Source organism: Roseibium denhamense (genome assembly GCF_009711415.1).
In the GTDB taxonomy this organism is placed as follows: Bacteria; Pseudomonadota; Alphaproteobacteria; order Rhizobiales; family Stappiaceae; genus Roseibium; species Roseibium denhamense.
Map to the genome: position 1 here is coordinate 1 of NZ_SMLZ01000102.1, position 16,312 is coordinate 16,312.

A 16,312-nucleotide genomic window follows, 5' to 3' on the forward strand; every position below is an offset into this window, starting at 1 on the left:
AGGAACGCGAATACGAAGATCTCTATGTAGCTCGCGATAAAGACCACGATCAAACCAAGCGCCAGAAGGATTGCAAACCCGTCGCCGCGCAAGCCCCCGGGCCGGGTTTCGGCAGAAAAATGATTTGCGACCCTAAAGTAAAGCCATACCACAAGGCCAAAGACAGCCGCGCATAAGGCCATCATCCCAACGGTGTAGACGATTTCCATTTTAAGAGGTTCCAGACTGATAAACCGGTATCAGTTTGATTGCCGGTATGAACAACAGGTGGGAAGCAAACTTGTAAACTGCAAGACAGTAACGCCCAACTCAAATTACCTATTTTTTGATGCTCCAGCCATCAAGCGCCATCCTTGAAGTGATCTGAAGCCTCTTCGTCGGCATTTGCATCGTCGGAAGTCTCGGCCTGGTCTGCGGACCAGGCACCCGCAGCCTCAACAACCACGGGTGTTGCTGTCGGTAAGACACCCAAGTAACTTTCGGTTTCTTCTACTGGCGTTGGCGCACGCTGCGTCATGCGATAAAGGGCATAAATCGCGATCAATCCGAAGCTGATGCCAAGCGTAGCCCAAAATGCAACTGGTCCGAATTGCTGCATCGCCCAGCCCGTCGACAATGGCCCGATGATGGCCCCTATTCCAAAGGTCAGGACAAGTCCACCCGAGGCCGCCGGCATGTCTTCAAGAGATAGGCTGTCATTGGTATAGGCGAGGAACAGCGCATAAAGAGGAGTTGTTACACCACCTGCGAAAAAGGCCGATGCCAAAAGCGTCCAGAAGCCGCCACTGAACACCCAGCCAATCATACAAGAAAGGGCACCAAGGGCGGCAGCTGCAAAGATGAGCCAGCGTCTGTCCATGCGGTCCGAAAGCCAGCCAATCGGGTATTGAAGGAGCAGGGCACCTGCGAACAGCATCGCAACGAACAGAGCAATTTGGTCGGCTGTCAACCCTATTTCCGTGCCGTAGACCGCGCCCATACCGGATTGCGTGGCGTAAACACTGCCCAGTATGAAAATTCCAACCGTCCCCAACGGTGATCCAACAAAGAGATCCCTAAGCGGCATTGGACGGGACACCTCAGCGGCAGGAACATGGCTGACTGACAACAGGATCGGCGAGAACGAGATTGACACTAGGATCGATGCGCCGATGAAAAGGACGGCTGTTCCTGCGTCTCCAAGGGTCAGGAGCCCTTGGGCACCAATGATACCCAGCGTCTGAGCAATCATGTATGCCGACAGCACTTTGCCGCGGGTTTCATTCGTAGCAGCATCATTCAACCAGCTTTCAGCTGTGACATAGATGCCCGACATGCAAAAGCCGACGAAAATCCGCAGGATCGTCCAAGCCCAGGCCTCGGTTAGCAGTGGGAAAGCGATCAGGGCCGCCGACATGAAACTGCCAAGTGCCGCGAATACGCGAACATGGCCAACTCGCCGGATCAAAAGCGGACTCAGCCGGGCGCCCGACAGGAACCCGACGAAATAGCCGGACGTTACAATCGCAAGCTCGGCCGCCGAAAAGCCCTCGATATCGCCTCGGATACCAATAAGGGTGAATTGCATACCATTTCCGAGCATAATCAGAACAATGCCGAGCAAAAGTGCCCATATCGACGATAAAACTGCGACCACGGCACGACCTTTTCTGAAAGACCGGGACATGAGATCCCTGAGACCGGCACATATGGCACGTTTGCCAAAAAGCTAATCGGCCGCTGACTTACACCCTGCGCCTGCGTCTTCTGCCGCCGCCTTGCACCGTTTGTGCAAGCTCCTTGCGCTCTGGCAACTCGACGGCCGCCCGAAGGTGCGGGAAGGGGTCCACCTTGTTGGGAAGCGCCATTGCGTTGACGAAATGATCCTGAAACTTGGGCTCAAGCGCGGTTTCGATCTTTTCAATATCGTGCACGGTCTGTTCGATTTCGCGCCGGTGGCCGCGGTTCAGCAGCGCCATGCGGGCACCTGTTCCAGCAGCATTGCCAACGCCCGAGACGCCGTCGATCGGACAATCCGGAATAAGGCCAAGGACCATCGCGTATTTGGGATCGATGTAGCTGCCAAACGCGCCGGCCAGCCTGATCCGGTCTAGGCGGTCCGTTCCGAGCTTGTCCTGCAGAAGCTTGACGCCCGCATAAAGAGCGCCCTTGGCAAGCTGGATTGCCCTGATATCCGTCTGCAGGATGGAGATTTCGACATCCCCATCCGCGATTAGGTAAGAGAAAGTCCGGCCTTTCTGGCGGATTCGGTGCGTTCGGTCCGCAAGCGCACCGTCGATCACACCGTCTTCCGTGATCAGGCCGGATAGATACATCTCGGCAACGGCCTCAATGATGCCCGAACCGCAGATCCCGGTCACCCCGACACTGTCGATTGTGTCGGCAAATCCCTCCTCATCGGACCATGCATCAACGCCGATCACCTTGAAGCGCGGCTCCAGCGTATCGCGGTCGATCCGGATGCGTTCAATGGCACCGGGGGCAGCGCGCTGCCCGGAGGAAATCTCGGCGCCCTCAAAGGCAGGTCCGGTCGGGGAGGATGCGGCGAGCAACCGATCCTTGTTGCCAAGAACAATCTCCGCATTGGTGCCAACATCCACCAGAAGGGTGATCGGTTCCTGAGTATGTGGTGCTTCCGACAAGGTCGCGGCAGCCGCATCCGCACCGACATGACCGGCAATGCAGGGCAGCATGTAGACCCGCGCGCCCGGGTTCAGTTCCAGGTCAAGATCGCGTGCCGCCAGCACCATTGCATCGGAAGCTGCAAGGGCAAATGGAGCACCGCCGAGCTCAACCGGATCAATGCCGAGGAAGAGGTGATGCATGACAGGGTTGCCGACAAAGGTGGCGTCCAGAATATCGGATCTGAGGGCACCGACATCTCCGGCCAGCTTGCCGATCAGGGAGTTGACGGCCTCACGCACGGCCTTGGTCAAGTCCGGCAGGCGTGACGGGTTCATCTGAACGTAGGAAACCCGAGACATCAGATCCTCGCCGAAGCGGATCTGCGGATTGGACGTTCCTGCAGACGAGACAGTCCGGCCATTTTGAAGGTTGCACAGATGTGCGGCGATGGTTGTGGAGCCGATATCAACGGCGAGACCGTAGACGGCCTCCTTTTCGCCCGGCCAAAGCGCCGTGATGGTCGGTGCGCTGTTCTTGTCCGAATGAATTGCCGCTGTGACCGTCCAGCCACCTTTGCGCAAGGTGGTCTGCACCATCGGCAACAGCACCGGATCAACCGCAAGCCTGTCATGACCTGAAGCAGTTTCAATGGCTTCGCGCAACCGGTCGAGATCCCCGCGCGGAGTTTCCATATCCGGTTCGCTGATGCTCACCTTGACGAGTGAAATTGCGCTGTCCGGGACAATCGCCTTGGCTTCCGCGCGTTTGCGCACGACCTGGCGGTTTGTTTGGGCATCCGTCGGGACGTCGATGACGAGATCACCGGAAATTTTGGCCTGGCAGGAGAGGCGGCGGTCCGCGGGCAGGGTCCTCAGCGTGGCGTACCGGATTTCGGCCTCGCTTGCCGGATCCAGATGGTCCGCAGCGCTGACCAGGTTTTCTTTCGCAAAGGTGCCTTCTGACACGGAGATTTGGCAGCGGCCGCAGATGCCCCGTCCGCCACAAACCGATTCTACATAAACGCCGAGCGATCGCGCGGCGTCCAGAAGCGGGGTGCCAACAGGAAAGCTGCCCCGCCGCCCGCTTGGCTGGAATACCACTTTCGCAAGTCTATCGGTGCTGTCTATCATTTACCTGTTGGCCCTGATCGGTCTGACTGGACGAGCGTTAAAATGTCTCATCCCGATCTTGCAAGCCAAGACCGGGATGCTGCCTGAATGCCTTTTTGTGCCGGTGTTCCGGCACTTGAAGTAGGCAGCTGACTGGGGCCCGCTCCGGCGCGTGTCCGAAGCGGCTGTAACATTGTTATCCGGCGCGGCGTGCTGCCCGGCCGCCACGGCGGCGGCCACCGGCAGCAGCCCCCCCTTCAGCAGGTGCTGCAGGCCCCCCGGCCGCTGCTGGCTGATGATCCCGGTATGTCATGATCCATTCCTGGCAGTTGGGGTCGGTGCCGTTCAGAACATTGGCGGCGCGCACCGCTTCCATTTCCTGCGGGCGGCAGGGGTTCATGATCGCCGATGTCATTCCGGCGCCGATGACCATGGGAATGAAAGCAGAGTTGATGCCGTGGCGGTGGGGAAGGCCGAAGGAAACATTAGAGAGGCCGCAGGTTGTGTTTACTTTCAGCTCTTCACGGAGGCGGCGAAGGAGCGCGAACACCTGCTTGCCGGCGGTGCCCATGGCCCCAATCGGCATGACCAGCGGGTCCACCACGATGTCATGTGCGGGAATGCCGTAGTCAGCCGCGCGCTGAACGATTTTCTTCGCAACCTCGAACCGCACGTCCGGATCCTCGGAAATGCCGGTCTCGTCGTTGGAGATGGCAACAACCGGTACGTCGTACTTCTTGATCAACGGCAGTATGGCTTCGAGTTTTTCTTCTTCGCCGGTAACCGAGTTGACCAGCGGGCGACCCTTGGTGACTTCGAGCCCTGCCTTGATCGCCTCCGTTACGGATGAATCGATAGACAAGGGAATGTCTGTAAGTTCTTGAACGATCTCCAGAGTTTTGACCAGCAGCGGCGGCTCGGACTCGTTCGGATTGACCGAGGTTACGCCGGCATTGACGTCCAGCATTGTCGCTCCCGCCGCGACCTGCGCCAGGGCATCCGCCTTCACGGTTTCATAATTGCCTTCGACCATTTCTGCGGCGAGTTTTTTCCTGCCGGTCGGATTGATGCGTTCGCCAATGACGCAAAACGGCTGATCAAAGCCGATGACGATTTCCTTGGTGGCCGAAGCGACGACGGTGCGTGTCATGGGTGCGGGTCTTTCAAGCGGTCAGGGTAGAGGAATGATCGGCGCGAAAAGACCAGCTTCCGCGCTCATGGAGCCAGTCGGCGGTCTTCTGGATGCCGCCGAAGGGATAGACATGGATCTGGGCAAGCTGGGCGTCCGGCTGGCTGCCAAGGCGGGTTTCAAGCGGCTCGACCATTGTGTCCGGGTCGTATCCAGACAGCATGGAAACCACCGCGCCACCGCGTTTTTTCAGGAAGTTCAGGGAGTTTTCGACGCCCGCAAATGCGGCAAACTTCAACAGAGTTGTCATCTTTGCAGGACCGGCAACTCCGATATGCACCGGAAAGGTGTTGCCCCATGCACGGATTTCGTCGAGCCATAAACTGACACGGTGCGGATCAAAGCCGAACTGGGTCACCAATCGGAACTCGGCGTCGCTGCTGGCGGCAAGCTCATGTTTTTTGGCGAGAAACGATTTGATGACATCTGCCTTAATGTCCGGAGCGCCTTCCGGGTGCCCGGCAACCGCGATCTTGCGAATGCCAAGCTTGTCAAACAGCCCGCTTTCAAGGAGAGCAACAGAGGAGGTCAGGGGGCCGGCTTTCTCCGCTTCACCGGCAATGCACAGGACCTCGGTCACACCCGCGTCTTGCGTGAGGCGCGTAATCCGGCGTTCAAAGGCCTCAAGTGACGTATAGCGGCGCGCCGCCATATGCGGAACGGCGATCAATTTGTTGTCGGTCAAAATCTTGGCAGCGGAGACGATCATGTCTTCCGGGGCGTTGCCCAGGTCGGTCACGTAAACCTGTGTGCCGGCGGGAATATGCGCCAGGAGTTCGCCCTTTTCGACCACCTGTTTGGGTGACATCTCGGTCGAGGCAGGCAGGCGTCCGTGTGCATTCAATTCAGTCATGGTCGTTGCCTCCATTCGCCAAAAGGGCCTGCAAGCGCTCCTTAGGATAGGCGCCGACAATGTCGGCAAGGGCCGTATCCGCTTCCGTTTCGAGATCATCTGAAACATCGACAGGTTCAGTACGGCGCCATTCCGCCATATAGGCATCGCTGTCCTTGGCACCGACCCGCATGGCGCAGGCGTCGATTGCTTCCATGAAGACGGGCGGCAATTCCCGGCGCGCCGACTTGCGGCCTTTCTTCACCAGGATCTGGGCCGGAATATCTCTCCAGAAAACAATCGTTTTTTGCGCCATAAGTGTTCAGTCCTCCTAAGAACAATCCTTGCCGGAAAGGGGGAGCAGCAGGCCGCGTGATACCGGCATGCGCACGTGAAAATCCGACTTGTTCAAGGGCGTGTCCGCCAAGGCCTCAAACGGACTCGTCCGGGGATAGAAAATCAGTCAACAGGCCGTATCCCGTCTGTTTCATTTCAAATGGCAAGCCGAGACGCTCGGCAGCGGCCCGGGCGGCTTGTTCCAGTTCGGGGTCATTGGTCTGCGCGATGTAAAGAAGCCGTGAGTAATGAGCGAAATACATGTCGCGCAAATGTGGGTGCCAATCGAGGCCGAGTGGTTCGATGACCATCGTTTGAAAGTGCCGCGCAAGAAAGTCGGTCAGGTAAAAGGTCCCGAGCTGATCTTCTTCCAAGGCATCGAAAGCCTCCAGCCCGGTAAAGAAGGCGTAGCAATGGGCGCCTTCGATCCGCCGCGCGCCAGTCTCCTCGAGAACCTTGTCCAAAAGGCCGCCCGTTCCGCAATCGCCGTAGGCAATCAGAATATCTGAGTAAACGTCCTGATTGAGCGTGATGACCCGGCGAACTTCATCCGGGATCTTGTCGGGCGTGTTGTGCAGTTGCGCAGGGAGGCAGGTCAGATCTATGTGCTCAAAGGCGTTTTGATCGCGGACCGCGATAATTTCCCGGGCAAGCGCTCCGCAGGCAATGACCAGAATACGTCCGACTTTTTGACCGGTTCCGGTGTCCTGCGGCTCGATCGGAAAAAGAGGCACGCCGCCCTGCATGTCGGCTGCCTCCTCGAACATTTTCTTTAGCCTTGGTTTGCGGCGAGCTGGTTATGCCGGCGCGCAATAAGGTCCTTGGCCATTTCCACTGCGACGGCTGCGTCGCGGCAATAGCCGTCCGCCCCGATGGCTTCGCCGAACTCTTCATTCAGCGGTGCGCCGCCTACAAGTACGATGTACTCGTCGCGCAGGCCTTTTTCCTTCATCTCGTCGATGACGACCTTCATGTAAGGCATGGTTGTCGTCAAAAGCGCAGACATTCCAAGAATGTCGGGCTTATGCTCTTCCAGAGCCGCGAGATAGTTTTCGACCGGGTTGTTAATGCCGATGTCGATGACTTCGAAGCCGGCGCCTTCCATCATCATGGAGACAAGGTTCTTCCCGATGTCGTGAATGTCGCCCTTAACGGTGCCGATCACCATTTTCCCGACTTTCGGGGCGCCGGTTTCAGCCAGAAGCGGGCGCAAAATGCTCATTCCCGACTTCATGGCGTTTGCAGAAAGAAGAACCTCCGGCACAAACAGGATCCCATCGCGGAAATCGACGCCAACGATCCGCATGCCCTCCACCAGGGCTTTGGTCAGGATGTCATAAGGCGCCCAGCCGCGTTCCAGCAGGATATTGACGGCGTCCTGAATCTCTTCCTGCAATCCATCATAGAGATCGTCATGCATTTGCTCGACAAGCTCATCGTCTGATAGGGCGGCGAGATCGATATCATCTTCGGACATGGGTCGCTCCAAGAAGGCGCATAAGGGCCGTTATTTGCAAATAATCTTAAGCCTCATGCGCAAATACCGGATATCACCAAAACGACACGGCAAGTCGCACCTGCGACGATCATTTACCGCCGCGCTTCTCGCCTGCATTCACGCCGTTCGGCGCGCCTCTTGCGGGGCCGGCGATGAGCCAGGCCCGGTTCGGCTAGCTTGCGCGCCGGGGGCGGACCTTTGCAAAGCCAGACTCGGCCTGATGGATCTTCTTGAACTCGGCCACAAGCCGTTGATCCAGTTTCCCGCCCATCTCCTCCAGCATGCCAATCGCAATCCTTGACGGAATTGGTGCCTTGTAGCTCCGTTGTTCGATCAAGGCCGAATAGATATCGCAAATCGTCAAGATGCGTACTTCGGTACACAGATCATTGCCGGATTTACCGTCAGGATAACCGCTGCCGTCAAGAAACTCGTGATGTTCGAGGGCAAGTGTCTTGATGCGGTCGTCGATTTTTGGGTGTTTTGCCAATATCCTTTGGCCGTGCCGGGCGTGTGTCCGAACCAGTTCCATCTCCGACTCCGACAATTTACCAGGTTTGTCGAGGATCGCGAGGGGAATACTTGTTTTTCCTATGTCATGGACGATAGCACCTGATACCATCATTTCGCGTGTCTTTTCAGACAGTTTTAGTTTCTCGCAAAAATCCGCAGCGACGGTTGCTACCAGAAGCGTGTGACGGGTTGTGTGCGAATGGTAATCCTGTAAAGCGCCCAGGAAACTGCTGAGACTATATTTCGCCAATGTGCCATTTATGGTGTCTGAGGCGTCAGTGAGTTTTTGCAACGGAATGGGATCGCCGAGGATCGCAGCCATGCTGATGTCTTCGAAGCTCGTTGCGATCTTGTCGACGATTTCTGCTGCCTCTCGCATCGTGGTCGTTTTTTTCTTCCCACGAAGTAGGGTCTGCATCATCCTCACGATGGGGGCTGTGCGGTGCGAACGTTCGGCGAGTTGCGCACCTGTGAGCGTGTTTGCTTGGACTTTTTCGACTTGATTGGCGCCCGAGTAAAACACGATGACATTTGGATTTTGGCGTTGTGCTTCCTCGATTAGCTCCACAGTATCCTGATTGTTCAGCAGGAGGTCGAAAACCACGATGCCGGCCGATTTCATCTGGCTGGCATTGACGCGTTTGGGAGCCAGGATAAGCGTATTGAAGGCGCGGGCAATAAGCGATGCCCGGTCAATGGACCTTGGGATGGAGTCGGATACAAAAAGAACATCATGCATGTTGCGCGCGCACAGAAACGGGTTGGCTTGACTGAGGGTGTCAAAGGTATCTCTACGGAATATGCGCTAGAAACTTAAAGCAAAAATAAATTTAATAGACTGGTATTATTATTAAATATCGCGCAATTTACCTCAGAAAGATGTGGTGCAGTGGAGCCTGATTATGACAGGCCGTCTGAACGGTCCGCCGCTTGGTTTGCTGGAAAGAGGCGGCGCGCCCCTACGGTGTCCGGGCGCGCCTGCCTACTGATTGTTTAAAACAGGCCCTGGATTTGCCCCTTGTCATCCAGTTTGATGTGATTGGCTGACGGAATGCGCGGCAGCCCCGGCATCGTCATGATCTCTCCGCAAATGACAACAATGAAGCCGGCACCGGCTGACAATCTGACTTCGCGGATCGGCAGGCTGTGGCCTGTCGGGGCACCGCGCAGTTGCGGGTCGGTCGAGAAAGAATATTGCGTCTTTGCCATGCAGACGGGCAGGTCACCGAACCCGTCTGCTTCCCATCGCTTCAATTGATCGCGCACAGCTTTGTCGGCCAAGACTTCATCGGCGCGGTAGATCCGTTTAGCGATCGTCTCGATTTTTTCGAACAGCGACAGGCTGTCGTCATAAATCGGGGCGAATTGCGCAGCGCCACTTTCTGCAAGCTCGATGACACGGGCGGCAAGGTCCGCTGTCCCTTCCGAGCCATGCGCCCAGTGAGTTGCAAGGATGGCGTCAACCCCGAGCTCTGCGCAGTAGGCTTTGACAGCGGCGACTTCTGCATCGGTGTCGGCGGTGAAATGGTTGATTGCAACGACTGCCGGGACGCCGAACTGTTTCACGTTCTCGATATGGCGGCCAAGGTTGGCGCAGCCCTTTTCGACGGCCTCCACATTTTCAGCGCCAAGGTCCTCCTTGGAGACACCGCCGTTCATCTTCAGTGCCCGAATTGTTGCCACAATCACAACGGCGTCCGGGGAGAGCCCGGCCTTGCGGCACTTGATATCGAAGAACTTCTCGGCCCCAAGATCCGCTCCAAACCCGGCTTCGGTAACCACGTAATCAGCCAGTTTGAGGGCCGTTTGTGTCGCGACCACTGAATTGCAGCCATGGGCGATATTTGCAAACGGGCCGCCATGAATAAACGCGGGGTTGTTCTCCAGGGTCTGTACAAGATTTGGCTGGAGCGCCTCCTTCAGCAGCACAGTCATGGCGCCGTCGGCCTCCAGGTCGCGCGCGGTGACAGCGGAACGGTCCCGCCGGTAGGCAACAATGATGTTGCCAAGGCGGGTTTGAAGATCTTCTAGGTCGGTCGCAAGACAGAGGATAGCCATGATCTCCGACGCCACGGTGATGTCGAAACCGCCTTCGCGCGGAAATCCGTTGGCGACACCTCCGAGCGAGCAGACGATGGACCTGAGAGCCCGGTCGTTCATGTCGAGCACCCGGCGCCAGGTGACGCGGCGCTGGTCAATGCCAAGCTCGTTGCCCCAATAGATGTGGTTTTCGATGAGGGCAGAAAGCAGATTGTGGGCGGACGTAATCGCATGGAAGTCACCCGTGAAATGCAGGTTGATGTCTTCCATCGGCACGACTTGCGCATGCCCCCCGCCGGCAGCGCCTCCCTTCATCCCGAAGCAGGGCCCGAGGGACGGTTCGCGCAGGCAGATCATGGCGTTCTTGCCGATCCGGTTGAGACCATCGCCCAGGCCGACGGTTGTGGTGGTCTTGCCTTCGCCTGCTGGCGTCGGGTTGATGGCCGTGACGAGGACAAGCTTGCCGTTTTTCCGCCCACTCAAAGCCTGGATGAACTCGCCGGAGATTTTTGCCTTTGTCCGACCGTAGGGCAGGAGACTGTCTTCCGGGATGCCGAGCCTGTTGCCGATATCCTGAATGGGTTTCATGTTTGCCGCGCGGGCAATCTCGATATCGCTGGACATGGCTCTCTCCCAACCGTTGCTTGTCAAACCGGCAGGTGTCCTGCCGCAGGTCTGTATATTCCAAAACGCTAGGAGAGGGGGCGGTGCAACAAATGTTCCGTATGCGACGGCGTGGGCTGCAGATGCGACGGGCCGTTCAAAGCGTCTATTCCCAAGTCCAATTGATTTCCAAAACAGTGTATTGCAAATTCCAGCGAAACGGATTTAGGTTCCGTCATGGCAGATAATGACATTCTTGCGCGATTGCCGGACAGGCTTAAGAAAGCGCGCCGCACGCAAGGCCTCTCCCTGGAAGCTGTCGAAAAGCTTTCCGGCGTGTCCAGGTCCATGGTGAGTCAGATCGAGCGCGGCGAATCCAACCCGACGGTTGCAACGCTTCTTAATTTGACCAGGGCCCTCAATGTCGATTTTGCCGGGCTCTTGGGCGAGGAAGCGGCCGAGGACCGGGTCGAGATTCAGCACGAGCATCAAACTCCGGCGCTCGACCGGGCAGGGGACGGGTGCAAGATACGGATCCTATCTCCACCTCAGGATACGGGCCGGTTTGAGGTCTATGAGCTGATTTTTGCAGAGGACGGCAAACTCAAAAGCAAGCCGCATGAGCGGGGAACCCGGGAACAACTGGTCGCGGAAGAAGGAACGCTTGAGGTGACTTCAGGTGCGGCCACCGGCGTGATCAAGAAGGGCGATACAGCCCGCTATGCTGCCGATGTCCCCCATTGCATTTCCGCTGTTGGTGGACCAGCCCGTGCAATTTTGATGGTGGTCCGGTTTTAACAACGTGCCCTGACCCTCACGCCCTCCGTCGCTCTGGAAAATATTCTTCTAATTTGGAAGAAAATCCGTTATAATGGAAAAAATCCTGATTGCCGGAGGGCTGTATGCCAAGCGCGTTCTTGTCACATGTTACGCAAACGCTGACTGAAATCGAGGCGGAAGGCCTTTATAAACGCGAACGCCTTATCAGCTCGCCCCAGGGCGGCCATATTGATGTTGGCGGGCGGGATGTCATAAATCTCTGCGCAAACAACTACCTGGGTCTGGCAGACCATCCGGATCTTATCGACGCAGCCAAGCGGGCGATGGATCCGAAAGGCTTCGGCATGGCGTCGGTCCGGTTCATCTGCGGAACGCAGGACATCCACCGGGACCTTGAACAGCGCCTTGCCCGGTTTTTGGGAAAAGACGACAGCATTCTTTTTGCAGCTTGCTTTGATGCCAATGGCGGCTTGTTCGAGCCGCTCCTAGGGCCTGAAGACGCGATAATATCGGACGCGCTCAATCATGCCTCGATCATCGACGGGATCAGGCTGTGCAAGGCCAAGCGGTATCGCTATGCCAATTCCGACATGGCGGATCTGGAAGCAAAGCTGCAGGAGGCTCAGGCGGCTGGCGCCCGGCATATGATGATTGCCACGGATGGCGTGTTTTCCATGGATGGCTATCTTGCAAATCTGCCGGAGATTACGGCGCTTGCAAAAAAGTATGACGCGATTGTCATGGTGGACGATTGCCATGCCACGGGCTTTATGGGGCCGAAGGGCGAGGGGACACCGGCACATTTCGGCGTCGATGTCGATATCCTGACCGGGACCCTCGGCAAGGCGCTGGGCGGCGGGATTGGTGGCTACATCGCAGGACCTCAGCCGGTCATCGATCTCCTTCGCCAGAGGGCAAGACCGTATCTTTTCTCCAATTCCCTTCCGCCCGCAATTGTTATGAGCGGCCTGGAAGCGATCCGGCTTGTCGAAGAAGGCGATGACCTTCGCAAGAACCTTTTTGAGAATGCAAAATACTGGCGGTCCGGACTTGAAAGTCTCGGTTTCACCCTTCTGGCCGGTGAGCATCCGATTATCCCAGTGATGCTTGGAGAGGCTCAACTGGCCCAGGACATGGCGGCCCGGCTTTTTGAAGAAGGGGTTTATGTGTCAGGTTTCTTCTTCCCGGTCGTGCCGCGCGGTCAGGCGCGGATCCGCACGCAAATGAATGCGGCCCTTACCAAGGCGGATCTCGACCGGGCCCTTGAGGCCTTTGAAACCGCAGGCAAGGCCACGGGAGTGCTGTGATGTCCAGTAATCAGATGAAAGCGCTCGAAAAATCCAGGCCTGCGGAAGGCCTTTGGATGACCCGTGCTCCGGTTCCGGAAGTGGGTCCGGATGATGTCCTCATCAAGATCAACAAGACCGGAATTTGCGGGACGGATATTCACATTTGGAATTGGGATGAATGGGCCGCCAAAACGGTTCCCGTACCGATGATAACCGGTCATGAATTCGCTGGCGAGATTGTCGAGGTTGGCAAGAACGTGACCGGTCTTCACGTGGGCCAGCGCTGTTCGGGCGAGGGCCATCTGATCGGGAAACACTCCCGGCAGTCCCGGGCCGGAAAGTTCCATCTGGATCCCGAAACCCGCGGGATCGGTGTCAATGAGCAGGGGGCTTTCGCCCAATATTTGCGCCTGCCCGCTTTCAATGTCGTGCCTTTGCCAGATGCGGTCGACAACGAGATCGGGGCTATTCTTGATCCGCTGGGCAACGCCGTTCATACAGCTCTGAGTTTCGATCTGATCGGCGAGGATGTCCTGATTACCGGCGCCGGGCCCATTGGCATCATGGCTGCAGCTGTGGCCCGGCATGTGGGGGCTCGCAATGTTGTCATCACGGATGTCAATCAGGCGCGCCTCGACCTTGCGACAAAGGTCGCCGATGTCGTGCCAGTGAATGTTGCCAAGGACGATCTGAAAGGGATCGAGAGCAAGCTGGGCATGCGGGAAGGCTTTGATGTCGGACTGGAGATGTCCGGCAATCAGGCGGCGCTCGACCAGATGGTTGAAAACCTTGTCATGGGCGGACGGATCGCGCTGCTTGGCATACCGCCCGGAAAATCGCCTGTTGACTGGTCGCGGATTGTCTTCAAGGCCATCACGATCAAGGGGGTCTACGGACGGGAGATATTCGAGACCTGGTACAAGATGATCGCCATGCTCCAAAACGGCCTTGTTGTGCGCAATGTCATCACGCACAGGTTCGGTGTCGACGACTTTGAAAAGGGCTTTGCGGCTATGAAATCGGGCGAAGCTGGAAAGGTCGTTCTGAGCTGGACATAGACCCTGCTAGGGCTGGCGGGCATCGTGTCGTTTAGCAGCGGTCGCAAGGCATCTATGGCGTCAGGAAAAGCCCGCCTTTTGGGGCAAACCAAGCTTTTTTAATGCCATCACAACCGGACAGAACCCGGTCACGGAGGCTTGCATCAAGTGCGCCCCCAAGAGACCGGTGAGCCAAAGCCAGTTGAGGTTCGAATAAACAGCCAAAAGCACCGACGCCAGCACAAGCGCGCCGACAACCAGCAAAATTCCCCGCTCGACAGTCATGTCGATCCTCCATGTGATTTACAATATTCATAACAATGAAATAATATGCTCTCTGGGTGTGAGATGCCAGTCACCTGACTGCGGCGTTCGGTCATGCGGACTTTCCCTGACATGTTTGGTGTGTCTGGGCCTCCTTCAGGGCCGGAATTATCCGCTTTTGGCGTGAATTGCTGATCTGATGGCATGATCTGCTAGTCAACATCGTTGGTCGAAGCATAAACTGTCCCGAGGCTTCAAAAAAGGGGCAGGTAGACATGCGCGGCGCGGCCACCAAATTTACTGTCGACATCGGATGGGTCGGCTTGCTGGAAAGTGTGGGAATAGGTCCGCAGGACCTGTTGCGGCACGCCGCGTTGCCGCTTGACTTGTTCTCCCAGCGGACACCTGAGCTTGATGCTGAGGCCTATTTCCGGCTTTGCAACAGCATGGAGGCGCTGTCCGGGGATCCGGTTTTCCCTTTGACCCTCGGCCAAAGCCTTTCTCCGGAGATTTTCAGCCCGCCACTGTTTGCAGCTTATTGCAGCCCTAATCTGAAGACAGCGCTTGAACGGCTCCAGGTTTACAAACCGATCATTGGCCCCATGGTCCTGGATCTGATTTCCGGCAGCACGGAATTGGCTGTCGGGATCAAGGCCCAGGGTGTTCCGGATCTTCCGGCCAATTTGATCCTTTTCGAAGCGGTGTTCCTCGTCCACATCGCGCGCACGGCAACTCGCCGCAAGATTGTGCCCTTGAAAGTGAAACTTCGCGAAGTGCCGAAAGAACTGGCGGCCTATCGTTCCTTTTTCGGCGTTCCATTTAAAACGGCGGACCGGGACGAAGTTGTTTTCCGGAGCGAGGATTTACATCTGCCCTTCTTGTCGGTGAATGACGCCATGTTTGACATTTTTGAGCCGATCCTCCGCCAGCGGCTGTCGGACCTTGCGCAAGCGGCATCGCTGACCGACAGGGTGCGTGCCTGCCTGACCGAAATGCTGGCAAGCGGGATTGCGGGCGTTGGCGATGTCGCAGAGCGGCTCGCAGTCAGCCCACGCACGCTACAGCGCAAGCTTGCTCAGGAGGGGACAAGTTTTCAGCAGCTGTTGAACGAGGTCCGGGAACAAGCGGCAAGAACTTATCTTCAAAAGACGCGTTATTCGAATGCGGAAATCGCGTTCTTGCTGGGATATGACGATCCGAACTCATTCATTCGGGCCTATCACAACTGGACCGGGGTAACACCTGAAACCAGCCGCCAGGCGATGCATCTGGCATAGGTTTTCGATAGCGGTCCAGATCAGCCGAGCATCACCTTCCGGAAGTAATTGGACCGCGTGGTGTTGCGAAGCGCCTTGAAAAAGCGTTCGGTCGGCGGTTCGGAAATTTTGATCGGCGATGGACCATAGTCTTCGAACTTCTCGGACAGCGCCTTGTTGACGGCATTGGAGAAGTTCACATAGGCCGTTTGATCGGCCGGGAACAGTTTGGCGATGTCGCGGATGAGGGCCTGGATGGCGGCATCATGCGCAATTGTGATTGCCGTTATCTCGTTGCCATTTTGTTTGGCAAGTCGGCGGTAGGCCGCTGACAGTTTATCCTCAAACTCCGGGTCTGCCACCTGGCTGATATAGGCGCTGAAGCCGTGCAGGAACTCGATTTCCCAGTCAGGTCCGGATCGTTGGATCTGCGGGTCGAACACCCGCCGCAAGACGTCGAAGCATAAGAACCTCAAGACTGAAACGGCGAAGAAATCCTTGTTTGCACCGACAAACGCCTGTTTTCGATGGATTTTGCCGCAGGCTTCATAGTTGCTGCGGAACAGATCGAACAACTCCGGCGCTTCGGCAAGAAAGTCGAACACGAGGGTGATGTCGTCCCGTGTCAAATGACCGCCGCGCATATCGGCAGCGCTCAACAGGCCCTTGCGGGCAAGGTCCAGAGTCTGCTTGCCCACACCCGCGCAAATATGCGGCCCGCTCAGTTTGGGCCATTCTGTTTTCGGCTTTTTTGCGGGTGAACGCACACTCATTGTCCTCAAGGCTGACGGATAACCATGACGCCCAAGTGGTTTGGAAAGGTTTAACCTCGGTAGAGATGCTGAAGCACGTCAACCGCCGCGCAGCCAGTCCTTTTCAAACTGGACAACGGCGCCTCCCGTTTTCCGGCGAGTGTGTTGGAACTGACATTGGTTCAGAGC

16 protein-coding genes are annotated in these 16,312 nt (G+C 56.9%); 4 read left to right on the plus strand and 12 right to left on the minus strand.

Annotated features, from left to right (window positions below; all coding sequences use genetic code 11):
- The 10 genes from E1180_RS07795 to E1180_RS07840 all read right to left on the minus strand — a co-directional run.
- Positions 1 to 209 (minus strand): hypothetical protein (locus E1180_RS07795; protein ID WP_155190620.1); only part of this gene is annotated, 209 nt, incomplete at its 3' end.
- Positions 210 to 340: 131 nt separating this feature from the next.
- Positions 341 to 1,666, minus strand: a complete 1,326-nt coding sequence (locus E1180_RS07800) for an MFS transporter (RefSeq protein ID WP_155190621.1) — start codon at positions 1,664 to 1,666, stop codon at positions 341 to 343.
- Between the two features lie 58 nt (positions 1,667 to 1,724).
- On the minus strand, positions 1,725 to 3,755 hold the full coding sequence (locus tag E1180_RS07805; RefSeq protein ID WP_155190622.1) for an ASKHA domain-containing protein: 2,031 nt from the start codon (positions 3,753 to 3,755) through the stop codon (positions 1,725 to 1,727).
- Positions 3,756 to 3,930: 175 nt separating this feature from the next.
- Entirely contained in the window at positions 3,931 to 4,884 is a 954-nt protein-coding gene (locus E1180_RS07810) for a methyltetrahydrofolate cobalamin methyltransferase (RefSeq protein ID WP_155190623.1), read from the minus strand.
- A gap of 13 nt (positions 4,885 to 4,897) precedes the next feature.
- The gene (locus tag E1180_RS07815) at positions 4,898 to 5,776 is read right to left on the minus strand and encodes a methylenetetrahydrofolate reductase (RefSeq protein WP_155190624.1); all 879 of its coding nucleotides are present in this window, start codon (positions 5,774 to 5,776) and stop codon (positions 4,898 to 4,900) included.
- Positions 5,769 to 6,071, minus strand: a complete 303-nt coding sequence (locus E1180_RS07820) for a virulence factor (protein ID WP_155190625.1) — start codon at positions 6,069 to 6,071, stop codon at positions 5,769 to 5,771. The genes E1180_RS07815 and E1180_RS07820 overlap by 8 nt, the downstream gene beginning before the upstream one ends.
- Before the next feature lie 115 nt (positions 6,072 to 6,186).
- Complete coding sequence (locus E1180_RS07825; protein WP_155190626.1) at positions 6,187 to 6,858, minus strand: DUF1638 domain-containing protein; 672 nt, start codon at positions 6,856 to 6,858, stop codon at positions 6,187 to 6,189.
- Between the two features lie 5 nt (positions 6,859 to 6,863).
- Positions 6,864 to 7,568: a corrinoid protein gene (locus E1180_RS07830; protein ID WP_155190627.1), complete on the minus strand. Its 705-nt coding sequence runs from the start codon at positions 7,566 to 7,568 to the stop codon at positions 6,864 to 6,866.
- Positions 7,569 to 7,761: 193 nt separating this feature from the next.
- Positions 7,762 to 8,841 carry an HD-GYP domain-containing protein gene (locus tag E1180_RS07835; RefSeq protein ID WP_155190628.1) on the minus strand — a complete coding sequence of 360 codons (1,080 nt, stop codon included), beginning with the start codon at positions 8,839 to 8,841 and terminating at the stop codon, positions 7,762 to 7,764.
- A gap of 254 nt (positions 8,842 to 9,095) precedes the next feature.
- A complete protein-coding gene (locus E1180_RS07840) occupies positions 9,096 to 10,766 on the minus strand; it encodes a formate--tetrahydrofolate ligase (protein WP_155190629.1) in 1,671 nt (556 codons plus the stop codon).
- A 216-nt stretch (positions 10,767 to 10,982) separates the two neighbouring features.
- Between E1180_RS07840 and E1180_RS07845 the strand changes: the two genes are divergently transcribed.
- The 3 genes from E1180_RS07845 (at position 10,983) to tdh (ending at position 13,872) form a co-directional block, all read left to right on the plus strand.
- Positions 10,983 to 11,543: a helix-turn-helix domain-containing protein gene (locus tag E1180_RS07845; protein ID WP_155190630.1), complete on the plus strand. Its 561-nt coding sequence runs from the start codon at positions 10,983 to 10,985 to the stop codon at positions 11,541 to 11,543.
- A gap of 104 nt (positions 11,544 to 11,647) precedes the next feature.
- A complete protein-coding gene (locus E1180_RS07850; protein WP_155190631.1) occupies positions 11,648 to 12,832 on the plus strand; it encodes a glycine C-acetyltransferase in 1,185 nt (394 codons plus the stop codon).
- Positions 12,832 to 13,872: an L-threonine 3-dehydrogenase gene (gene tdh, locus E1180_RS07855; protein ID WP_155190632.1), complete on the plus strand. Its 1,041-nt coding sequence runs from the start codon at positions 12,832 to 12,834 to the stop codon at positions 13,870 to 13,872. Before E1180_RS07850 ends, tdh begins: the two co-directional genes overlap by 1 nt.
- A gap of 60 nt (positions 13,873 to 13,932) precedes the next feature.
- Here the strand turns inward: tdh and E1180_RS07860 are convergent, their stop codons facing one another.
- Positions 13,933 to 14,136, minus strand: coding sequence for a YgaP family membrane protein (locus tag E1180_RS07860; protein WP_155190633.1), 204 nt, complete (start codon positions 14,134 to 14,136; stop codon positions 13,933 to 13,935).
- Between the two features lie 254 nt (positions 14,137 to 14,390).
- Here E1180_RS07860 and E1180_RS07865 point away from each other — a divergent pair, with 254 nt between their 5' ends.
- A complete protein-coding gene (locus tag E1180_RS07865) occupies positions 14,391 to 15,392 on the plus strand; it encodes an AraC family transcriptional regulator (protein WP_155190634.1) in 1,002 nt (333 codons plus the stop codon).
- 20 nt (positions 15,393 to 15,412) lie between these two features.
- Here the strand turns inward: E1180_RS07865 and E1180_RS07870 are convergent, their stop codons facing one another.
- Positions 15,413 to 16,138, minus strand: a complete 726-nt coding sequence (locus E1180_RS07870; RefSeq protein ID WP_155190635.1) for a hypothetical protein — start codon at positions 16,136 to 16,138, stop codon at positions 15,413 to 15,415.
- Between the last annotated feature and the right edge of the window lie 174 nt (positions 16,139 to 16,312).

Coding starts and splice junctions, on each gene's coding strand:
- E1180_RS07800 (WP_155190621.1), bottom strand. CDS start 1,666: ATGTCCCGGTCTTTCAGAAAAGGTCGTGCCGTGGTCGCAGTTTTATCG.
- E1180_RS07805 (WP_155190622.1), bottom strand. CDS start 3,755: ATGATAGACAGCACCGATAGACTTGCGAAAGTGGTATTCCAGCCAAGC.
- E1180_RS07810 (WP_155190623.1), bottom strand. CDS start 4,884: ATGACACGCACCGTCGTCGCTTCGGCCACCAAGGAAATCGTCATCGGC.
- E1180_RS07815 (WP_155190624.1), bottom strand. CDS start 5,776: ATGACTGAATTGAATGCACACGGACGCCTGCCTGCCTCGACCGAGATG.
- E1180_RS07820 (WP_155190625.1), bottom strand. CDS start 6,071: ATGGCGCAAAAAACGATTGTTTTCTGGAGAGATATTCCGGCCCAGATC.
- E1180_RS07825 (WP_155190626.1), bottom strand. CDS start 6,858: ATGTTCGAGGAGGCAGCCGACATGCAGGGCGGCGTGCCTCTTTTTCCG.
- E1180_RS07830 (WP_155190627.1), bottom strand. CDS start 7,568: ATGTCCGAAGATGATATCGATCTCGCCGCCCTATCAGACGATGAGCTT.
- E1180_RS07835 (WP_155190628.1), bottom strand. CDS start 8,841: ATGCATGATGTTCTTTTTGTATCCGACTCCATCCCAAGGTCCATTGAC.
- E1180_RS07840 (WP_155190629.1), bottom strand. CDS start 10,766: ATGTCCAGCGATATCGAGATTGCCCGCGCGGCAAACATGAAACCCATT.
- E1180_RS07845 (WP_155190630.1), top strand. CDS start 10,983: ATGGCAGATAATGACATTCTTGCGCGATTGCCGGACAGGCTTAAGAAA.
- E1180_RS07850 (WP_155190631.1), top strand. CDS start 11,648: ATGCCAAGCGCGTTCTTGTCACATGTTACGCAAACGCTGACTGAAATC.
- tdh (WP_155190632.1), top strand. CDS start 12,832: ATGTCCAGTAATCAGATGAAAGCGCTCGAAAAATCCAGGCCTGCGGAA.
- E1180_RS07860 (WP_155190633.1), bottom strand. CDS start 14,136: ATGACTGTCGAGCGGGGAATTTTGCTGGTTGTCGGCGCGCTTGTGCTG.
- E1180_RS07865 (WP_155190634.1), top strand. CDS start 14,391: ATGCGCGGCGCGGCCACCAAATTTACTGTCGACATCGGATGGGTCGGC.